This is a genomic window from Veillonella sp. ZSJB6, from assembly GCF_051549505.1.
Lineage (GTDB): Bacteria > Bacillota > Negativicutes > Veillonellales > Veillonellaceae > Veillonella.
The window spans coordinates 106,413-126,382 of sequence record NZ_JBPUGE010000001.1 but is presented as its reverse complement, the minus strand read 5'-3'; the positions used below and the strand labels follow the sequence as shown (position 1 = coordinate 126,382).

20 protein-coding genes, 1 tRNA gene and 1 other RNA gene are annotated in these 19,970 nt (G+C 39.4%); all 22 read right to left on the bottom strand.

The annotated features are described in order from the left end of the window. Positions 1-78 precede the first annotated feature (78 nt). The 22 genes from ACSV5T_RS00585 to folE all read right to left on the bottom strand — a co-directional run bounded on the left by ACSV5T_RS00585 (position 79) and on the right by folE (position 19,871). Positions 79-1,068 (bottom strand): hypothetical protein, encoded by a 990-nt coding sequence (locus tag ACSV5T_RS00585; RefSeq protein WP_438319962.1) that lies wholly within the window; start codon positions 1,066-1,068, stop codon positions 79-81. Positions 1,069-1,078: 10 nt separating this feature from the next. Beyond that, complete coding sequence (locus tag ACSV5T_RS00580; protein ID WP_438319960.1) at positions 1,079-1,354, bottom strand: DUF4911 domain-containing protein; 276 nt, start codon at positions 1,352-1,354, stop codon at positions 1,079-1,081. Between the two features lie 2 nt (positions 1,355-1,356). Further along, complete coding sequence (locus ACSV5T_RS00575; protein ID WP_005386127.1) at positions 1,357-2,598, bottom strand: peptidase U32 family protein; 1,242 nt, start codon at positions 2,596-2,598, stop codon at positions 1,357-1,359. Beyond that, a complete protein-coding gene (locus ACSV5T_RS00570) occupies positions 2,598-3,206 on the bottom strand; it encodes an O-methyltransferase (RefSeq protein WP_024066665.1) in 609 nt (202 codons plus the stop codon). Before ACSV5T_RS00570 ends, ACSV5T_RS00575 begins: the two co-directional genes overlap by 1 nt. A gap of 23 nt (positions 3,207-3,229) precedes the next feature. After that, positions 3,230-4,636 carry an endolytic transglycosylase MltG gene (mltG, locus tag ACSV5T_RS00565; RefSeq protein ID WP_295794339.1) on the bottom strand — a complete coding sequence of 469 codons (1,407 nt, stop codon included), beginning with the start codon at positions 4,634-4,636 and terminating at the stop codon, positions 3,230-3,232. Between the two features lie 170 nt (positions 4,637-4,806). Then, positions 4,807-5,103, bottom strand: coding sequence for a DUF1292 domain-containing protein (locus ACSV5T_RS00560; RefSeq protein WP_105085863.1), 297 nt, complete (start codon positions 5,101-5,103; stop codon positions 4,807-4,809). Between the two features lie 26 nt (positions 5,104-5,129). Beyond that, the gene (ruvX, locus tag ACSV5T_RS00555; RefSeq protein WP_105085864.1) at positions 5,130-5,549 is read right to left on the bottom strand and encodes a Holliday junction resolvase RuvX; all 420 of its coding nucleotides are present in this window, start codon (positions 5,547-5,549) and stop codon (positions 5,130-5,132) included. Beyond that, positions 5,549-5,809, bottom strand: coding sequence for an IreB family regulatory phosphoprotein (locus tag ACSV5T_RS00550; protein ID WP_009351224.1), 261 nt, complete (start codon positions 5,807-5,809; stop codon positions 5,549-5,551). The genes ruvX and ACSV5T_RS00550 overlap by 1 nt, the downstream gene beginning before the upstream one ends. A gap of 154 nt (positions 5,810-5,963) precedes the next feature. Continuing rightward, complete coding sequence (gene alaS / locus ACSV5T_RS00545; RefSeq protein WP_438319957.1) at positions 5,964-8,579, bottom strand: alanine--tRNA ligase; 2,616 nt, start codon at positions 8,577-8,579, stop codon at positions 5,964-5,966. 216 nt (positions 8,580-8,795) lie between these two features. Further along, the gene (locus tag ACSV5T_RS00540; RefSeq protein ID WP_295805345.1) at positions 8,796-9,605 is read right to left on the bottom strand and encodes a C40 family peptidase; all 810 of its coding nucleotides are present in this window, start codon (positions 9,603-9,605) and stop codon (positions 8,796-8,798) included. Between the two features lie 83 nt (positions 9,606-9,688). Next, positions 9,689-10,699 (bottom strand): glycosyltransferase family 2 protein, encoded by a 1,011-nt coding sequence (locus ACSV5T_RS00535; RefSeq protein ID WP_295825493.1) that lies wholly within the window; start codon positions 10,697-10,699, stop codon positions 9,689-9,691. Positions 10,700-11,222: 523 nt separating this feature from the next. Beyond that, entirely contained in the window at positions 11,223-11,600 is a 378-nt protein-coding gene (locus tag ACSV5T_RS00530; protein WP_295825490.1) for a hydrogenase expression/formation C-terminal domain-containing protein, read from the bottom strand. Positions 11,601-11,646: 46 nt separating this feature from the next. Further along, positions 11,647-12,225, bottom strand: a complete 579-nt coding sequence (locus ACSV5T_RS00525; protein WP_295820132.1) for a HyaD/HybD family hydrogenase maturation endopeptidase — start codon at positions 12,223-12,225, stop codon at positions 11,647-11,649. Then, on the bottom strand, positions 12,218-13,027 hold the full coding sequence (gene cybH, locus ACSV5T_RS00520) for a Ni/Fe-hydrogenase, b-type cytochrome subunit (protein WP_105089396.1): 810 nt from the start codon (positions 13,025-13,027) through the stop codon (positions 12,218-12,220). Before cybH ends, ACSV5T_RS00525 begins: the two co-directional genes overlap by 8 nt. Positions 13,028-13,041: 14 nt before the next feature. Beyond that, positions 13,042-14,943, bottom strand: coding sequence for a nickel-dependent hydrogenase large subunit (locus tag ACSV5T_RS00515; RefSeq protein WP_438319956.1), 1,902 nt, complete (start codon positions 14,941-14,943; stop codon positions 13,042-13,044). Next, positions 14,943-16,082, bottom strand: coding sequence for a hydrogenase small subunit (locus ACSV5T_RS00510; protein WP_303938152.1), 1,140 nt, complete (start codon positions 16,080-16,082; stop codon positions 14,943-14,945). The genes ACSV5T_RS00515 and ACSV5T_RS00510 overlap by 1 nt, the downstream gene beginning before the upstream one ends. A gap of 277 nt (positions 16,083-16,359) precedes the next feature. Then, positions 16,360-16,689: a thioredoxin family protein gene (locus tag ACSV5T_RS00505; RefSeq protein WP_005386100.1), complete on the bottom strand. Its 330-nt coding sequence runs from the start codon at positions 16,687-16,689 to the stop codon at positions 16,360-16,362. 57 nt (positions 16,690-16,746) lie between these two features. Further along, an RNA gene (gene rnpB / locus ACSV5T_RS00500) (RNase P RNA component class A) lies at positions 16,747-17,097 on the bottom strand. A gap of 50 nt (positions 17,098-17,147) precedes the next feature. Beyond that, positions 17,148-18,251 (bottom strand): Nif3-like dinuclear metal center hexameric protein, encoded by a 1,104-nt coding sequence (locus tag ACSV5T_RS00495; RefSeq protein WP_438319955.1) that lies wholly within the window; start codon positions 18,249-18,251, stop codon positions 17,148-17,150. Positions 18,252-18,266: 15 nt separating this feature from the next. Continuing rightward, positions 18,267-18,998 carry a tRNA (adenine(22)-N(1))-methyltransferase gene (locus ACSV5T_RS00490; protein ID WP_438319954.1) on the bottom strand — a complete coding sequence of 244 codons (732 nt, stop codon included), beginning with the start codon at positions 18,996-18,998 and terminating at the stop codon, positions 18,267-18,269. Between the two features lie 172 nt (positions 18,999-19,170). Next, positions 19,171-19,245, bottom strand: a tRNA-Ile gene (locus ACSV5T_RS00485). A 62-nt stretch (positions 19,246-19,307) separates the two neighbouring features. Continuing rightward, positions 19,308-19,871, bottom strand: a complete 564-nt coding sequence (folE, locus tag ACSV5T_RS00480; RefSeq protein ID WP_005386093.1) for a GTP cyclohydrolase I FolE — start codon at positions 19,869-19,871, stop codon at positions 19,308-19,310. Positions 19,872-19,970: the final 99 nt, after the last annotated feature.

The following is a 19,970-nucleotide window of genomic DNA, read 5'->3' as shown; positions in this document are numbered from 1 at the left end:
CGAGCCGTTTATTAAGATTATCATATATACGCTAAGCAATGTAGCTATACTACAGCTCACTGTACATGAGCTAGATTATTAGCGTTTGAAGTTTGTAGACAACATAGCACCAATTACTTTTTCTAATTTGCTATTAGAAAGATCTGGGCCTTTGTAGAGTGTTAAGAGTACATCATTAGAGTTATCTTGTTTAGACACCATCATAACACCGCTACCACGAGCACCATTATCATCGTAATCTTTTGCTACAATAACAAGGTTCAAATAGTGGTCTTTCATGTATGTGTACACTTTGCTTGTACGTGCAGAGGAACCAATCATTTTAGCCATGCTCATGCCACGGTTAAATACGATTGCATTTGCATTGTGTGGGTTAGCCGCTAATTGTTGTTTTTCATCATCATTTAGTGGCATGAGGTTTACCATGAGGGAATCACCCATTTTACCACGGAACATAGCTGGCATTGTTTCCCTTACGTCTTCAGGAATGCCTGTGTCCGCAGTCAATTTCAACTCTTTAGGAACCGTCATATATAGAACGCCCTTGCTGTTGCGGCCTACCTCTGTTGTACTGAGGTCTACAGCGCTAAGCATAATGGAGTCTTTAATAGTAGCTACTTGGTTTGCCAATGGCTTTTCAGGAATGCCACGGCTTGCCAATTGTACATCACCAGACTTAGTTTTTTTCAACGTTTCTACATTCCAGTTAGCCCCTTTTTTGTCGGCGTCGCTAGCTTCTGTGAAAGCATTCGCTCCATCTTTTGTACCTACATACACATAAGTTTGAGCTGGGATAATTGTATCTGGTGCACCAGTTTTATTGAAAGCAGCACCATATACTACATTAGGGATCACAGAGGAACCAATTTGTAAGTTGTTATTAGTTTGACTTTCCACATCAAAGTTGATATTACCAGTGAAGGTCATATCAGGACCATGGTTGATGACTACTACATCCCCTGCTTGAGGGATGATAACAGGACCTACAGGGCCCGCCATAGCTACACCCACCATAGATACACTAAGGCAAGCTGTTAATAATGCACGTTTCAAAATAGATTGTTTCATAGATATACTCTCATTTCTCTATAGTGACATAATCAGATAAGCTAGTTAATACTTCAATGGCTAATGGCTTTGTAGATGGTGTACAGCGCAACATGCACCGCCCACTCGTATCTACAGATGTCATAACACCTAAATATTCATAGCCTTCAATGATGCGATTGATATAGTTTGTATGCTTCGGCTCAAGATGAAAGAACACATACGCTTCTTCTCCAAAGGTCTCTAGATCTGGTACATCGGGAAATGCACCGATAGATTTACTCGGTTCTAATGGTGTACCACGCATAATTACTCCGCTTTAGGTTTGCACTCACGACGCATCATGGAGTACGGTTCAAGTGGTGTATCCATGTAAATGCGCACTTTCATTTGGGCATGTGGTGCTACATCGATTGGGTTACCATCTTCATCTGTCATTTTTTCAATTACAGTCTCAACAAGCTCACCCTTAGGTTGGCAGAATTCTACTTTATCGCCTACCTTAAAGTTATTACGTTGTTCAAGATCAACGTATTTTTCTTCTTCGTTATAACCCAAAACTAAACCGATGAAATCATGGCTTTGCGTATTTGTAGATTTACCATAGTTTTGAGCAGTTTCGTCAGGACGGCCTTCTGCAAAGCCATCAGTATATGGACGGTGAGAAATCTTTTCTAATTCTGCAATCCATTCTGGACGAACATACCAATCTTTACCTTCTTTAAGGTATGTATCGATAGCTGTACGATAAACCTTTGCTACTGTTGCACAGTAGTGAACGGATTTCATACGGCCTTCGATTTTAAGACTGTCGATACCAGCTTCATAGAGATCTGGAATACGGTGAATCAAGCACAAGTCTTTAGAGTTAAAGATATATGTACCATGCTCATCTTCTTCAATTGGGTAGTATTCACCAGGACGATTAGATTCAACAAGGGAATATTTCCAACGGCAAGATTGAGAACATTGACCGCGGTTCGCATCACGGTTGCCTGTCATGTAGTTAGACAATAGACAACGACCAGAGTAAGAAATACACATGGAGCCATGTACGAAGGATTCGATTTCGATATCTACATTATCCTTCATTTCTTTAAGGTCTGCTAAGGATACTTCGCGAGCTGCTACGACGCGTGTAGCACCCAGTTCTTTCCACATTTGCACTGTATGCCAGTTTGTTGTAGATGCTTGTGTACTTACGTGAAGCTCAAGGCCTGGAGCCACACGTTTAGCAAGGCTAAAGATCCCCATATCGGCAACAATAATTGCATCAACGCCGATACTTTCAAGGAATTTCAAATAATCCTCTAAGCCTTCAAAGTCCTCATTGTGAGGAATGATATTACATGTTACATGGATTTTCTTACCATGAGCATGTACAAATTCTACAGCTTCCTTTAATTCCTCGTCGGAGAAATTAGAGTTACCTGCACGCAAACCAAAACGTTTGCCTGCACAATATACAGCATCCGCACCATAGCGAATCGCCATTTTGAGCTTGTCCATATTACCGGCTGGACAAAGCAATTCCATAAAATGTTCTGCCATTATTTGTTGTGCCCTTTCCACACACTCACACTCATACCATCACCCATTGGATAGATGGTGGTGTTAAACAATTCTTTATTTTCAACATACGTTAAGTATTCTTTTAACCGTTTTACGATAGTTTTGAACCGTTTTGGCGGCTCCTTATCGCCCCTTACATAGCCTCTAAAAAGTACATTATCCGCCAGGATAACGCCACCTTCTTTCACATGAGGTAAAATAAGTTCTAACTGTTTTAGGTATTGCCCTTTTGGCCCATCTAAAAACACTAGATCATATTCACCAGTGAGTTCCGTTAAGACTTGAGACGCATCACCTTTCAGTAATGTAATTTTATCGGCATAATCGGATTGGTTAATATAATATTTCGCCATTTCGTGACGCACATCATCTAATTCAATAGATGTAATATGCCCTTCTTCTTTATCGAGTAGCGGAGCCATCAACAAAGCAGAGTAACCAATGGCGGTGCCCACCTCTAACACAGAGGTGGGCCGGTACAAACCTATTAATTCTTCAAAGAGATGAACCTCAGATTCTCGTAGAATCGGTACATCATTAATCATCGCGTAAATACGCTGTTCATTTAAAATATCATTTAATGTCATGAAAGTAGATTCAATCTCCTACATTATTTATTGCTATTACCACTAGGAACCACCAACGTAGAACGATCCACAGATTCAGCTGGCTTTACTTCAATATGAGGTACTTGTTGTGTACTTGGTACAACATTTTGCATAGATTCTGGAGCAGGTGTTGTAGTTGGCACATAAGAGTTAGAACTAGATGATTGAGTTGCTGGTGCAGATTGAGCTGGTGCTTGTGGAGCTGGTGTTGGTGCTGGAATTTCAGCAGCTGGAACCGTTGTTGGTGTATATTTGTACGTAGGTTCCACATTAACATATTGAGAATCTGCTTCCACCGCTTCTTCAGAGCTGTAATTGTAGTTAGGCTCTGTCGTTGCCACAGCCACGTCATAGTTAGGACCAGCTTGTACTGCGGCCCCTGTATTAGAGGATGTAGCCGTATCATTACCATAGATTTTATGAACTTCCGCTAAATGTTCTTCATATGTTTTAGAGAAGTGGTTATGTCCATCTTTATCTGCTACAAAGTATAAATAATCTGTATCTTCAGAATGCAAGACTGCATCTAATGCTTTTTTACCAGGGTTCGCAATTGGACCAGGTGGCAAGCCTTTAGATACGTATGTATTATACGGGCTTTGTAATTGCGTATCACCAATAGTTACATCTTCTTTTGCATAACCAAGTACATAGGAAATTGTCGCATCAGATTGCAATGGAATACCATGGGCTAACCGTTTTTTAAATACCCCTGCAATTGTTGGACGATCTGCATCAAATAAAGATTCACGTTCAACAATGGATGCCAATGTTACAAAGTCATGAATACTCATGTGTTGAGCTTGAATTTGTTTCTTCACAGCCGGTGTGAGGTAACGATTCATTTCGTCAGCCATCATTTGAATCACTTCACGTGGCGTTGCACCTACTGGAATTTCATAAGTACTTGGGAATAAGAAGCCCTCTACCGGATATGTAGCAGGTCTTGTACCTTTCATATATGGATATGGTACAAAGGTCTTTGCTTCTGCTAAGAAATCCTTTGCCTTCATAATTTGATTTTTTTCAAGAACGATAGCAATATCACCAACTGTGTATCCTTCAGGAATTGTAACACGAATAGATTCTACATGACCTTCTTGTAATAAAGAAATGAGTTCGCGCACAGTTACCTTGTTAGGAATTTGGTAGTGACCAGTTTGAAGTTTATCATTGGTGCCGCTCAAATATAACCAAAGCTTAAAGCCTTGTGTGGAACGAATAAGACCTCGTTCATAGAGCATGTCTGCAATTTCAGTGCCAGTCTGCCCTTTTTCGATGACAAGTACTTGTGTACCATCATCTTGAGCAAAGGTGTTTGGCACTAAATAAATCGCTCCCAAACCACCGGCGATGATTAATACGCCTACAATAATAAGGATTAAAATATATCTTAAGGCTTTTCTCACGACGTTGAGTTCCTTTCTGTAACATAACAGTATTTATCATCTTATTATACCATAAAGTCCATATTTCCCCTATATAAAAGGACATTATCATATTATAGGCCCCTTAATAAATAGCAAATAAAAATAGCGTATTGCCCAAAGACAACACGCTATATTTATAAAGAATACGACTATTCGCCATCTTCCATTTCTTCATACAATTTTACTAGAGTTTCAAAGTTTTCATCATCTTCATCTAAAGGTACGTATTCTTCTACGCCTTCTTCATTTTTTTCGATGCGAGCCAAGATCATGTATGTATCATCTTGACCTTCATGGTCAGCCTCTTCATCTTGTACATGTACAAGAACAGCATATTCTTGGCCTTCATGACTTAAAATAATGTCCTCTGTGAAGTACTGTTTGTTACCATTTTCATCTTCGAATTCCAAGTAATATACTTCGCCTTCAAAATTTTGGTCAACCATCGGAAACCCTCCTTAAGAAAAAATACTTATTTATTAAACTGCAAGCGATCTAAATATCCTTGCAAAATTACAACCGCTGCCATTTTATCAATAACGGACTTACGTTTTTTACGACTCACGTCAGCTGCAATGAGTTGGCGTTCAGCCATAACGGTAGATAACCGCTCATCCCAATATGTAACAGGTAAATCGATGACTTCCTTCATCTTTTCAACAAATTCTTCGGTCTTTTCAGCCCGTTCACCTTTTGTACCATTCATATTTTTCGGCATACCTACTACAAGTTCATGTACTTCATATTCAGTAATGAGTTCTTGCAAGCGGTTAAAGTCTTTTTCAAGAGATGTTCTACGAATGGTTTCAATACCTTGTGCGGTCATGAGCAGTGCATCACTACAGGCAATACCGATAGTACGGCTGCCCACATCTAATGACATAATTCTCATTATAGTTGTTTTGCCTTTGCGTATTCTTTCAACAATTCCTCAATCAAGTCATCCCGCTCTAAACGACGGATATCAGAACGCGCATTATTATAGCTTGTAATGTACGCTGGATCACCAGAGATTAGATAACCTAAAATTTGATTGATTGGATTGTAACCTTTTTCTTGAATAGATTGATAAACGCGAGTGAGAACCTCTTCAGCTGTCATCGGTTCATCGTCTACTTTACGGAATAACATAGTTTCATCAGAAACCTTCATCGTATCCCTCCTTTTTATTACATTGGCAGGTTTCACTGTAAAAGTGAAACCTCGCCTCCTATTATACTTGAATTAAAGCTACAAAGTCAGTAACTTTTTATGCATTATAAAATTTTTCTATAACAGATACAAGTATAATTATAAAATTATATGCCTATTGTAACATAGATGTTAAAGCTTCACCACCAGCTTTTAATGCATCCATCAATTTAGCTGGTTCTTTACCGCCTGCTTGAGCCATATCTGGACGGCCACCGCCATTACCACCAGCTACTTGAGCTGCTGCTTTTACGATATTACCTGCTTTAGCACCTTTAGCTACTACATCTTTGGATACTTTACATACAAAGTTAACCTTGTCATCACCCATAGCAGCACCTACGAGCACTACGCCAGAACCATCTAATTTATCAAGGCCCATATCAGCTAAATCACGTAATTCATCAACAGAGGAAGCTTTTACAGAAGCCGCTACAAATGCTACGTCGCCAATCATAACCTTACCAGCAATGATATCAGCGGCACCAGCTGCAGAAACCTCTTTACGAATTTGTTCTAATTCTTTAGCAGTTTCTTTTGCTTCTGCCAATACTTGATGTAAGCGTTCTTCTACTTGAGGCGCTTTAGTTTTAAGTTCCCCTGCCATACGTTCGATAGTTAAACGATCATGTTTTGCTGCATCAAGAGCTGCACGTCCTGTAATCGCTTCAATACGACGTACGCCAGAACCGATACCTGCTTCTGATGTTAAGCGGAAGGAACTGATGAAAGCTGTATTGCCTACATGAGAACCACCACATAATTCAACGGAGAAGCCAGGAACCTCTACAACGCGAACTACATCGCCATATTTATCACCAAAGAGTGCCATCGCACCTTTCGCTTTTGCTTCGTCCATGGACATTTCAGCAATAGCTAGGTCTGTAGCTTTTAAAATCTCTTCATTTACAAGAGCTTCGATTTGATCAAGTTCCTCTTGTGTTACAGGGGAGAAATGAGTGAAGTCAAAGCGCAAGTAATCCGGAGTTACTAGAGAACCAGCTTGGTTAACATGCTCGCCAAGAACCTTTTTCAATGCTGCATGTAGCAAGTGTGTTGCTGTATGGTTGCGGGCCATTGCTGCGCGACGATTTGTATCCACTTCAAGTGTTACATCATCACCTTCAGAGATAGAACCTTCTACAACAGTACCAATATGATATACAGTGCCTTCAGGTAAACGTTTTGTATTATGAACCTCTACCTTACCCATTGGGCCAACGATAAAGCCTGTATCACCTAATTGACCGCCCCCTTCAGCATGGAATGGAGTAGTGCGTACGATAACAGTAATTTCATCGCCATCAGCTGCTGTTTGCAAGCGTTCAGAACCCTTACCAAGCATCAATACGGAGGATACAGTTTCTGCTTCATCTTCAACAAGTTCTTCGTCTTTCAAGAACGTAATGTCTGGTGTTGCTACCTTCGCATCTTCTTTTACACGAGCTTCACGAGCGCGTTCACGTTGTTCCTTCATAGCTGCTTCAAAACCTTCATGGTCGATTGTAAAGCCGCGTTCAGAAGCAATTTCTTCTGTTAATTCCCAAGGGAATCCATATGTATCATATAGTTTAAATACTTCTGTGCCAGGAACTACAGTAGCTTTTTCAGCTGCAAGTGTATCAATCAAGGAATTTAATAACTCAAGACCTTGTTCCAATGTTTGGTTGAAGCGTTCTTCTTCATTTTGTACAACACGTTTAACGAAGTCTTGTTTTTCTGCGATGGATTTAATACCAGGGCCAAGAATGTCTACGACTACATCAATAAGTGGTGTTAAGAAGATACCCTCAATACCAAGTAAACGGCCATGACGTACAGCACGACGTAAAATACGACGTAATACGTAACCACGACCTTCGTTAGATGGCAATACGCCATCGGAGATCAATGCAGTAACAGCACGAGCGTGGTCAGCAATAACCTTCAAAGAAACATCGGTGTTTGGATCTTCGTTATACTTAACACCAGCGCGTTTTGCAGTCGCTTCGATGATTGGGAAAATTAAATCTGTTTCAAAGTTTGTTTTACAACCTTGTAATACGGAAGCCAATCGTTCAAGACCAGCGCCAGTATCGATGTTTTTATGTTGTAATGGTTCGTAGGAACCATCTGGCATTTTATTAAATTGTGTAAATACTAAGTTCCAGATTTCAAGATAGCGATCGCAATCACAACCTGGTGCACAGTTAGGATCATCACAACCATGTTCAGGACCTTGGTCGAAGAAGATTTCACTGTCAGGACCGCATGGACCTTCACCAATTTCCCAGAAGTTATCTTCAAGACGTGTAATGTGGCTTTCTTCTACACCACAATCATTATGCCAAGTATCATAAGCTTCTTGGTCATCTGGATATACAGTTACATATAATCTATTTTTATCGAGTTTAATAACTTCAGTTAAGAACTCCCATGCCCAGTGAATCGCTTCTTTTTTGAAGTAATCACCGAAGGAGAAGTTACCAAGCATTTCAAAGAATGTATGGTGACGAGCTGTGCGACCTACGTTTTCAAGGTCACCTGTACGCATACATTTTTGGCTTGTTGTAATACGATGACAAGGAGGTACCAATTTACCTGTAAAGAAAGGCTTCAATGGCGCCATACCTGCCCCAATCAATAATAGAGATGGATCGTTTTCTGGTATAAGAGAAAAACTATCTAATTTTAAATGTCCTTTGCTTTCAAAAAACTGCAAGTATGCTTGACGCAGTTCATTACCCTTCATGTGTATATTCCTCCTAAAATTATTTACTCTTCATTATAACGTAAAAACAATATAAAATCTATCAAAAACATTGAAGTCATGCGGAGTTCCTCTACTTTTACAGCAAGAAAAAGTTAGGATAAAATTCAAGTTTTACATAAACGAAAAAGAGGTTATACAAATCAACAGAACATAATTGATTCGTATAGCCTCTTTTAAAGCTAGTTATATATTAGCTTAGATAACGCGTTTTGCGCCGATATAGCGTTCACCCCAATAGCCAGTATCAAGATCTGCTACTGCTACACCACGACTGGAAGTGGCGCTGATGAACTTGCCATCACCAATATAAATACCGGAGTGAGACGGACCTGGTTCATATGTTTCAAAGAATACCAAATCCCCGGCTTTCAAGTTTGCACGAGAAACTTCAACACCTACGTTATATTGTTCATCTGCCAAACGTGGTAAAGAGATACCTTGTTTCGCAAATACATATTTAACGTAACCAGAGCAGTCAAAACCACTTGGAGTAGTACCGCCAAATACATATGGTACACCGCGGTATTTGTCCGCTTCTGCCAAGATAGCATGGATGCTATTTGGTGTTTCACTCTTCGTAATATTATTTAATTTAATATTTTTGCCAGTAATGGATTGACCTGCGATACGACGAGACGTCGCATTGCTGTTTGTGAAAGCGGATTTCGTCGCCACTGCTTTAGTCGCCGCATTTTGAGTCAATACTGCCTTCGTAGAACGAGGAGCACTCATCAACGCATTATACGTAGCAGGACCTACGATACCGTCCACTGGTAAACCACGATCTTGTTGGAACAGACGAACTGCCCATTTCGTTTCTTTACCATATACACCATTTTTATCTGTAGCATTATAACCGTGTTTGATTAGTTGTTGTTGAACCGCTGTAACACTTTTGCCCTTATCACCATATTGTAATGTTGTTGCACCTACCATGGCTGTTGTGGCACACACAAAAGTTAATGTTAATGCCGTTATTTTAACCTTACTATATTTTGACTTCATATGCTTCCTTTCCAAAAACTTTTAAAGTAAGTTATTTATTCAAAATATACTAACCGTCTATTTATTTGCATTCACAAATACAGCTAGTCTTCTTTGCTTTTGTTAGTATAAGTCTCAGGTGCCATAAACACATCTGCACTACTAGGTCCAAGTAATGGAGCCTCTTCATGCTCATCAAAGTTTATAGCTGACTTAACCCAATACAAAGGCCGTTGCTTCACCTCTTCAAAAATACGACCTACATACTCGCCAATAATTCCCAGTCCGACGAGTTGAATCCCACCAATGAACAAAATTGATACGCCCAAGGTAGTCCATCCATTCAAGGCTTGACCCGTAAGATATACATACAAGAGGTGCAATATAAGCAAGAAGCTCAACCCACCACATAGTACACCGACGTACAAAGCAGCCCGTAAAGGAACTCTTGAAAAGGCGGTTACCCCATCGAGAGCAAATCGTATCATTTTACGCACACTAAACTTTGAGACCCCTGCAAAACGAGGTGGCGCTACGAAGTGCAACTCAGCTTGTCTATACCCTAAGGCACCGACAATACCGCGTAAGAAACGACCATGTTCTCTAAACCGTTTCAACGTGCCCAATGCTTTACTATTCATGAGACGGAAATCAGATCCACCTTCAACAATAGGAACATCAGCCATTTTGTTCATTAGTTTGTAATAATACTTAGACGTGAAAGATTTAGCCCAACTAGCATCTTCAGTTGAATCGCGTATGGTGCGCACCACATCATACCCCGATTCCCACAACCGAACAAGTTCAGGAATCAAAGCTGGTGGATGCTGCATGTCACCGTCCATTGTAATAACTGCATCTCCATGAGCATAATCAAGACCACAAGTAAGCGCAGTCTGATGCCCAAAATTACGAGCAAGCAATAACACTTTGACATGTTTATCATTGTAAGCAATTTCACGCAATATCATAGATGACGAATCACTAGAACCGTCGTCTACGAAGATTATTTCATAATCGTACGTGAGTCCTGACATAACATCAGTTACAGCTTTATAAAAATTCGCTATGTTCTCTTCTTCGTTATATACAGGCACTACAATAGAAAGTAACATAAATCCTCCAAAGTATTTTACTCACATATTTTAAGTTAATTAGTAAATTAAGGCAAATCATCAAGGTTAACAATAGGCGAATTTATATCTACAAATTCAGTAAATAAGCGATTTCTTCGCACTCTACCGCTTTTTCTCTTCATTTACCTTATATATAAGTATATCAAATAAGTAAAATATCATTTTATATATGAAACTACTTAACAAACAGTATTATAAAATAAATTTATATTAGTAAAAAGATAATAAATTCTGTTATTAACTAGCTAAACCAACAATTAATCAAAAAATCAAATATATTTTCTGAACCAAATACAAGAAATTCGACTGATTTCATTTTATTTTCATAAAACCCATCGTAATTTTACAAATTTTTCTATATACAAACCAATTATATATACTCAAAATATGAATAAAATACTAACATTATAAAAAACAAAGCTAATTTAATGATTCTAACTAACTAAATCACCAAAATATTCTCCTACAGAGAAGAAAGAGACCCTGATAAGGGTCTCTTATATTATAGGCCAGCAGCATCAATCCAAGATTGTAAATCCGCCTCTGCTAGTTCCATATCCTCTTCATATGCACCAGCTACGACTGGATACTTAGCAACCTCTACAGTGTGCAAAATCGAATCATCTCGGCCATTTTTAAAGGTGCCAATCCAAATTCCAGAGAATTGAGATTCATACCACTCTACAGGCTGATCTGTTTCATTGAAGTTAATCGTAATATGACCACGACCAAGTGTTTCTAATACCTCCACTTGCTCTTCTTCTGAAAGACCTGTTTTCTCTATATAAATAGAATAAGTCTCACCTGTTTCACGCAAATTTTTAAGTGCTAAACGCAACTCATTTAACACAGCGCGAACATTACCATAATTCTCAATCATAAATACTCCTATTAGAGATAAATTTACATCCTATAAACCGATTAGTTTAAGTGTTAGGTTCTGCAGTTACACCCCATTCTCGTAACACATTGAGTACACGCTCTTTCACCTCTGGTAAAGCTCGTTGTACAGGTGCACTAGGTTCAAAACCAATCTCTAACGATTCTGGTTCCACCCCAATAACGACTGCATCCTCTAAGGGGTCTTCTTGAATGGCGCGGATACGTAAAATATCTTGCATTCCTACTTCGTGTACAGAAATATGTTCTGTAAAATATTGTTCTAATTCCTTATGAGGGAACTCATATATAGTTCCTGGAGCTTCCCCACCATTGATAGCGTCTACGAGAAGAATTTTCTTCATACCACGCATATACGTAAGCAGTTCCATTCCCATCGTTCCACCATCAATAATAGAAATAGACGGTGTAAATGTGAAAGACTCTTTCAACTCTTTTACTACATGAACCCCTAACCCCTCGTCAGTAAGTAATATATTACCTACACCGAGTAGGACGATTTCATTATTACCATCATCATAAAGGCTATTTAAATCAATACGCGGACCCTCTGAGTCCGCGTATTGTTCCAAGCCACTGATGATTTCAGTACTTGTATTAGTCATTTTCTTGTAATTCTCTTTCTCTAGGATCGTTAGGATCACTTGGACGATATGTTGTACCAGATGGTTTATCGATACGTTCACCACGACGGCGTTTGCCATTGAGGTCTTCAATATCGATTGGGTCATGCGCATAATACTTCATACCAGAAACCATAGCAGATACTTCGCCAGATTCTTCCATAACGTCTTCTCGGAATGCCATGTACACATGAACGATAGTAAAGAACAAGAAGCCCCAAGCAATATAGTGATGGATAATATGAACCTTGTATTCACCACCAAATAATGTAACAACTGGAGCAAATAAAGTTCCTAAAATACCATTAGGATTAACCATTGAAAACATGGCAAAACCCGTTAAGATTTCAAAGAAGAACATAATGTACACCATCATGTACGCAGTTCTCGCTAAGGAGTTACGAAGCCAATGATGTTCATGCTTTTGAGGAATCATCAAATAGTGCAATGTAGTTTCTTTAAGACCGTACCAATACCGTTTTTGACGGAATTTAGGTAATAATCTGTCTCCTCGATTCCAAAGAGCACCAGCAAATCGGAAGATAAAGGAGAATGTTAAGATAACACCCGCAATGAAATGGATACGACGCATAGTTTCCATAGAGAACCAGCCGTCAATTGCAAAGGTTGGTTCTGGATTACCTGTAATAGCTGCAAATCCTGGATCACCAATATATAGGCCAGTCCAGAATAAAGCCGTTACACTAAGCACCATAGTCCAGTGGAATATGCGCAGCCATAAACTAAATACGACATACGCCTTTTTGTCAGTATGTATTAACATAAGCCCACCACCCTTTATTTACACAATGCATCTGTATTGACGGAAACAATTTTTTCGCCTTTTTTATTGTATAAATGGGTTGCACATGCGAGACATGGGTCGAAGGAGTGAATTACCTTCAAGATTTCAAGTGGTTTATCTGCAATTTTTACATGTGTATCAATCATGGAGTCTTCGTAGGCACCATGTTCGTTAGCTGCAGTCTTAGGACATGCATTCCATGTAGATGGTACGATACATTGATAGTTTGCAGAGCGACCATCTTTAATATGAATCCAGTGACCCAAACCACCACGAGGAGCATCTACAAGGCCAACACCTTTAGCATCTTTATCCCATGTATTTGGCTCAAATTTAGTCATATCAGCTACAGTAGTGTCACCATTTTTTATGTTAGCAACGAGTTTATCAAAGAAGTATTGACTCATATTTGCTGCTACTTGTGCATCAAGGCCACGACATGCTGTACGACCAACCATTGTAGTCATCCATACGTGAGCAGGAACGCCAAGTACTTGAGATACTGTATCGATTTGACGAACAATCATGGATTCTGCCCAAGTTGGATCTTTAATGATACCTTGTTTTACTTTTGTATATACAACGATATATTTTGCTAATGGGCCAACTTCTGCAGTTTTGCCTTTGAAAGTTGGGGATTTAATCCAAGAATATTTTTTATCTTCATCAAGGAATTCCCATTTTTCTTTTGTACCAGATTTAGGGCCTGTAAACTTAGGATCTGTAACACCTTCGATAGGATGAAGAGAGCTTTTACCATCCGGATATGTGAACCAGGAGTGATCAACCTCTTCACTGAGGTATTGAGGATCCATGAAGTCTTTACCTTCTAATGGAATAAATGTAGCTTTATCTACGCCTAATGCAAAGTTTTCAACTACGCCATTAGAACGAACCACACATTTTTTATGGTAGTCACCATTAGAAATGCCAGAATATGTATCATCTGGATAGTCACCGTAGGACATAACGCGTTTTTTCGCAAGGCCACCGCCATCAATCATGCCTTTTTCTACATACATTTTGCCGATAGCTAATAGATCTGGCACGTAGAAATTATTTACCAAATCTTTAGCCAATGCAATAGATTCTTCTACCGCAGCAAGACGTTGTGTATTAATAGGCGCATTCATATCATTCATAGAAATAGAACATGGCATGCCACCTACAACATAGTGCGGATGAGGGTTTTTACCACCAAATACAACGTGAGGAATTACGATATCACGTTGACGGTCAAGAATATTCAAGTAATGGGATACGGCCATCAAATGAACCTCTGGTGGCAATAAATTATAATCAGGATGATCCCACCATTGAGCGGAGAAGATGCCTAATTGACCAGATTCTACGATTTTCTTAACCTTTTGTTGTACAGCTGCAAAATAGGCAGTGGTAGCTTTAGGGAACTCTTTAGGATATGCAGAGTCTTTAGACGCAGTTTCAGCTGGCGCCAAACCACTTACATTATAAGTAGCTAATACATCATTTTGTAATTGTGCAGTTTTAGCTGGATCTGCACTAAGAGCTGCTACTGGGCTAACCCAGTCAAGAGCATGTAAGTGATAGAAATGTACGATATGGTCATGTACATCTAAAGAACTATGCATGATGTTACGAATATAGTTTGCATTTTTAGGAATAGTAATGCCAAGTGCATCCTCTACAGCACGTAACGCTGCCAACGCATGTGTTGTAGTACATACGCCACAAATACGTTGTACGAAAGCCCAAAGGTCACGAGGATCGCGATCTTTAGCAACAAGTTCGATACCCCGCCAAGCAGTACCAGAAGACAATGCGTCCTCTACCTTACCACTGGCTTCATCAACTTTTATTTCTACCCGTAAATGACCTTCAATACGGGAAATCGGATCTACTACTACGCGTTTCATTAGTGACCTCCTCCATTATTATGTTTCTTTTCATCCCATAAGCCTTCTTCTTTTAAGCGTTTTTCTTCTTTCATATCAAGAATTTTATTACGCGTAAGAGTTGCAGCACCATGAACAATAACAGCTGCAGTGGCACCAACAGCAGCTACGGTACCGATTGTATCAGCAGTTGTGATGGTATTAGCCAATGGAATATCTGGTAAACGTTTATAGAATACGTCATTATCCCAGAAGCCCTTTTCAGAGCAGCCAATACAGCCGTGACCGGATTGAATTGGGTAGGATAAACCATTCCACCAACGCAAGTTACCACAAGAATTATATGTTTGAGGTCCACGACAACCTACCTTGTACAAGCACCAACCAGATTTGGATGCATCATCGTCAAATTTTTCAACGAATAGACCAGAGTCAAAGAAGGCACGACGATAGCATGTATCGTGAATACGATTGCCATAAAATTGTTTAGGACGACCTTGAGAATCAAGAGGTGGGATTTGGCCGAATAATGCATAATGCATAATTACACCAGTCATAACCTCTGGAATTGGAGGACATCCAGGAACTTTGATAATAGGCTTACCAGATACAACAGAAGATACAGATACTGTATTTGTTGGATTCGGTTTAGCCGCTTGAATACCACCCCAAGATGCGCAAGAACCATATTCAATGATTGCTGCTGCACCTTTAGCGGCTTCTATTAAGGACTCTTTAAATGTACGTCCTCCTACTGTACAGTAGACACCATCTTCATCAAGTGGTACGCCACCTTCAACAGCCAAAATATATTTGCCTGCTTTTTCTTTAATGATTTTCTCTAAATGTTCTTCTAATGGTGCACCAGATGCAGCCGACAAAGTATCATCATATTCAAGAGAAATCATGTTCAAAATTACATCGGATGTAAATGGAGAAGATGAACGAATGAATGATTCACTACAACCAGTACATTCATGACCATGTAACCAAATTACCGTAGGCAATTCAGTTGTTTCAGCTGCCTTAACAACGGTATCTAACATCGTTGGTGGCAAACCGAGAATAGCGGTGAGTGCTACACAGGATTTCATAAATGTGCGTCGACTCAAACGTCGCTCTTGGAAGAGTGTCCATAAACTGTTTATACGATTCTTCACGGAATATAGCCTCCTTACAACAACTTTGCGCAATATATCAATATTACTTAATAAACTACAACTATTATGATAATAATCATACTATGATAATTAATTTTACCATTCAATATATCATAGCTATTATGATAATAATCATATTCTTACAACTTTATTATATCACTTAATAAATGTTAAAACTACAGATTTTAAACAAAAAAACTGTATACAAGAAAATTTATTTAACTTGTATACAGCCTTGTATTATATGATATTGTTAAAAATTTCAATTATCACTAAATTAGATAACTTCCTTGATTAGAGACTCAAGCACATCAGCTTTCTTGTAACCTACAAGGGAATCAAGCATTTTGCCATCGCGATAGAACACCATGGATGGAATACCATCGATGTCTTCTTTCAACAAAACGCCACGAAGATTTTTATCTTCTGCATCAACGCTAAAAAACTCTACTTGTCCTTTCAAACGTTCTGCTACAGCTTCTACCTCTGGACGCATAACAGTGCAAGGTTCGCACCAGGCAGCCCAGAAATCAACAATAGCTAAACCTTTAGAGCCAAGTACTTTTTCATCAAATTCTTGTACACTAGTAATCGCTGTAATTGCCATGAAGTTCTCCTAACAAAGATCTACAATCTTATATACTATAAATTATATCTTAAATATGGAAGCAAGCAATCAATAAGCCGAGTTCTGTTCCGCTTGCGCGGTGACGATTATCTTTCTAGGCGTACAGTCGCCTGCACGCTCGAGCGACACAACCCGGAAGGTAGGCGGGACCACCCTTAACCCTTCCCTATTCGGTCTTGCTCCGGATGGGGTTTACCGAGCCAGCCTGTTACCAGACTGCTGGTGAGCTCTTACCTCACCTTTCCACCCTTACCACTGACGTGGCGGTTTCCTTTTCTATGGCACTTTCCCTAAGGTTACCCTCGCCAGACGTTATCTGGCATCCTGCCCTATGGAGCTCGGACTTTCCTCGAGTCCTATGGACTCGCAACCGTCTTTCATACTTGCTTCAATTCAGTTTATCATAGCTAGCCTATTTGTTGCAAGAAAATGCAATATTATAAGAAAAAGAAATCATTCTGTTCTATAAAAGCTTTCACAGGAACAGGTAGTTTTTTACTAAGTAAATAGTCACATAAACCCTCAGAAACTATAGATTCTGTGCCAAAATGCCCCGCATCAACTACGAGCAATCCCAGCTCTTTGGCCAATTGTGCATCATGATATTTCACATCACCTGTAATATATGCATCCACATGTAGCCGAGCTGCATCCTTAATAAATTCTGCGCCAGCACCAGAGCAGAGTGCTATAGATTGTATTTCTTTGGGAGCTACTCCAGCAAAACGAATATTAGCCTCTGGCAATGCTTCCTGAACCCATTCACGGAGTGTATCTAAATTGAGTGCATTTGGCAAACGACCAATACGACCTAAATATTGAATCGAACCTTTTGGCTCAACCAAGGATACTACTTCATAAGCCACCTCTTCATAAGGATGAGCTTCTTTCATCGACTCTACAACTTGACTTAAATGTGTACCATCAACGACAGCATTCACTTGTACCTCAGATGCTACCGTTAAAGCACCGGCTTCACCGATAACAGGATTCGAATCTTCGTTACCAATAAAGCGACCTTCACCATGAATACTAAAGCTACAGTACTCATAGTTACCAATTTTGCCAGCACCAGCAGCCCCCATAGCATGACGAACCGCATCAGCTGCATTTTCAGGCACAAATGTAGTTATTTTATATAGTGCATCTTCACCAGTTTTGATAAAACCCTTAACATCTATAAGACCTAATCGTTCTGCCAACATATCGTTTAAGCCACCAGGTGCAATATCAAGATTCGTATGGGCACTGTATACGGCAATCTTATGTTGAATCAATTTATGAATCATGCGACCTTGAGTCGTATCACAAGATAATTGTTTTAATCCTTTAAAAATTAAAGGATGATGACTAACAATCAAATTACAGTCATGTTCAATGGCATACGAAATGGTTTCCTCTGTTACATCTAATGTAGTTAATACACCTGTAACCATAGCGTTTCTGTCGCCTACCATTAGGCCTACATTATCCCAAGATTCGGCATAAGATCGAGGTGCTAATTGTTCCATTAAGGTAATGACTTGTTGAACAGTTGTCATAAAACTCACTTCTTTCTATCTACTTTCTAAAAGGCTGCGAAGAAATTCGACTTCGCGCTCTAAATCCCGATATTTATCAGTATGACTCAATTTCTCTGTCATACCATCTAAGGCACATTGTCGTTGATATATCAAATACTCAATATATTTATTCCAAAGAGGTGGACGTTCTTGTTCTAAAAGAGCTCCTACTGACCATAGCAAGGATTCTTCAGGCAATGCGGCATACACATTTTCATGATTTGCTGTGCCCGTATAGTTTTCCAGGCAATCCTCGCGAATCGCTAAAAACGCAGTATATAATTTACCAGTATCTTCAACAATAATTTCAAGAACAATAACATAGCCTTTTTGCACCATATACTGACGCAATTCTTTTTGCCCATTCTGTGGTTGTAATACGTAGAATTCCAACGGTTCAGGCCCTTCTTCTACGATATCGCGCATCAAGAAGCCACCCATACCACAGCAAATAGCACCACTTAACTCGCCCTTCTCGGTAACCTTGAGGCCATCCCCTAAACGGCAATCTACCTTAGACTCAAGTCCTCGGGACTTAACATATTCTTTTGCAGATTCTAAAGGTCCCTTATGTACATCACCGGCTATAACAAAGTCAGCACGATTACGGTTGATAAGTTCTACTGCTAAATATCCATGATCAGTACCAATATCAGCTATTGCACGAGCCTTTGGCACAATCGAAAAAACCGCCTCTAAGCGATCCATCATAGGTCTAGGTTCCATAATTCCTCTATTTGTTATTTATCTCTTAGGAAACTCATAAATCAGACAATGGATACTCTAGAATATCATCTACTATCCATCTTAGTAATGACTATTGTATCTAAGAAATAAATGGATTACATATAAAAATAACCGCCCTTGAAATCTCAAGGACGGTAGATATCAACATAATTGGTGGGCCCACCTGGGATCGAACCAGGGACCGACCGGTTATGAGCCGGTTGCTCTACCCCTGAGCTATAGGCCCACAGTTAGTTTCTAGCTCATTAATTATACCGAATAGCCTAACTATTAGTCAAGATATCTGGTCTACGACTGTTTCATCAACATAAAACGGTGAATCATATTATCTTCGTTAAATACGCCCTTTGTAGCTAATGTAGTAGTCTGGCTATCTGTAGATTTAATCCCTCTCGCACTCATACAACTATGAGAAGATGTAATATGAACAATAACATCCTCTGACCCTGTAGCTAGTGAAATAACTTCAGCTATATCTTCTCCAATTTTTTCTTGTAATTGCAATCGTTTGCAACACATTTCAGCAATGCGAGGTATTTTAGATAAGCCAATAACACGACCTTTAGGAATATAGCCAATACTAATACTCATATCATACATCAAAGCCATATGGTGTTCGCAATGGGAAAAACACGTAATATCCTTTACTACAACCATTTGATTTGTATCAACTTCAAAGGTCTTACCATACATCTCTGCAATCTCAGCATTCGTATACTGAATCCCTTCGTATACCTCTGCCATCATTTGAGCAACGCGTTTAGGCGTTTCTACTAAACCTTCACGATTAGGGTCCTCCCCCAAGGCTTCTAGCAATTGATATACAAGTGATTCTATTTTTTCTGTATCCATATGTTCCCCTTTATATCAAGGTGTCATCATATCATAATATATCATACTGCATTAGAAAACACTCGATACTCTACATTCGATACTCTACCTACACCCTAA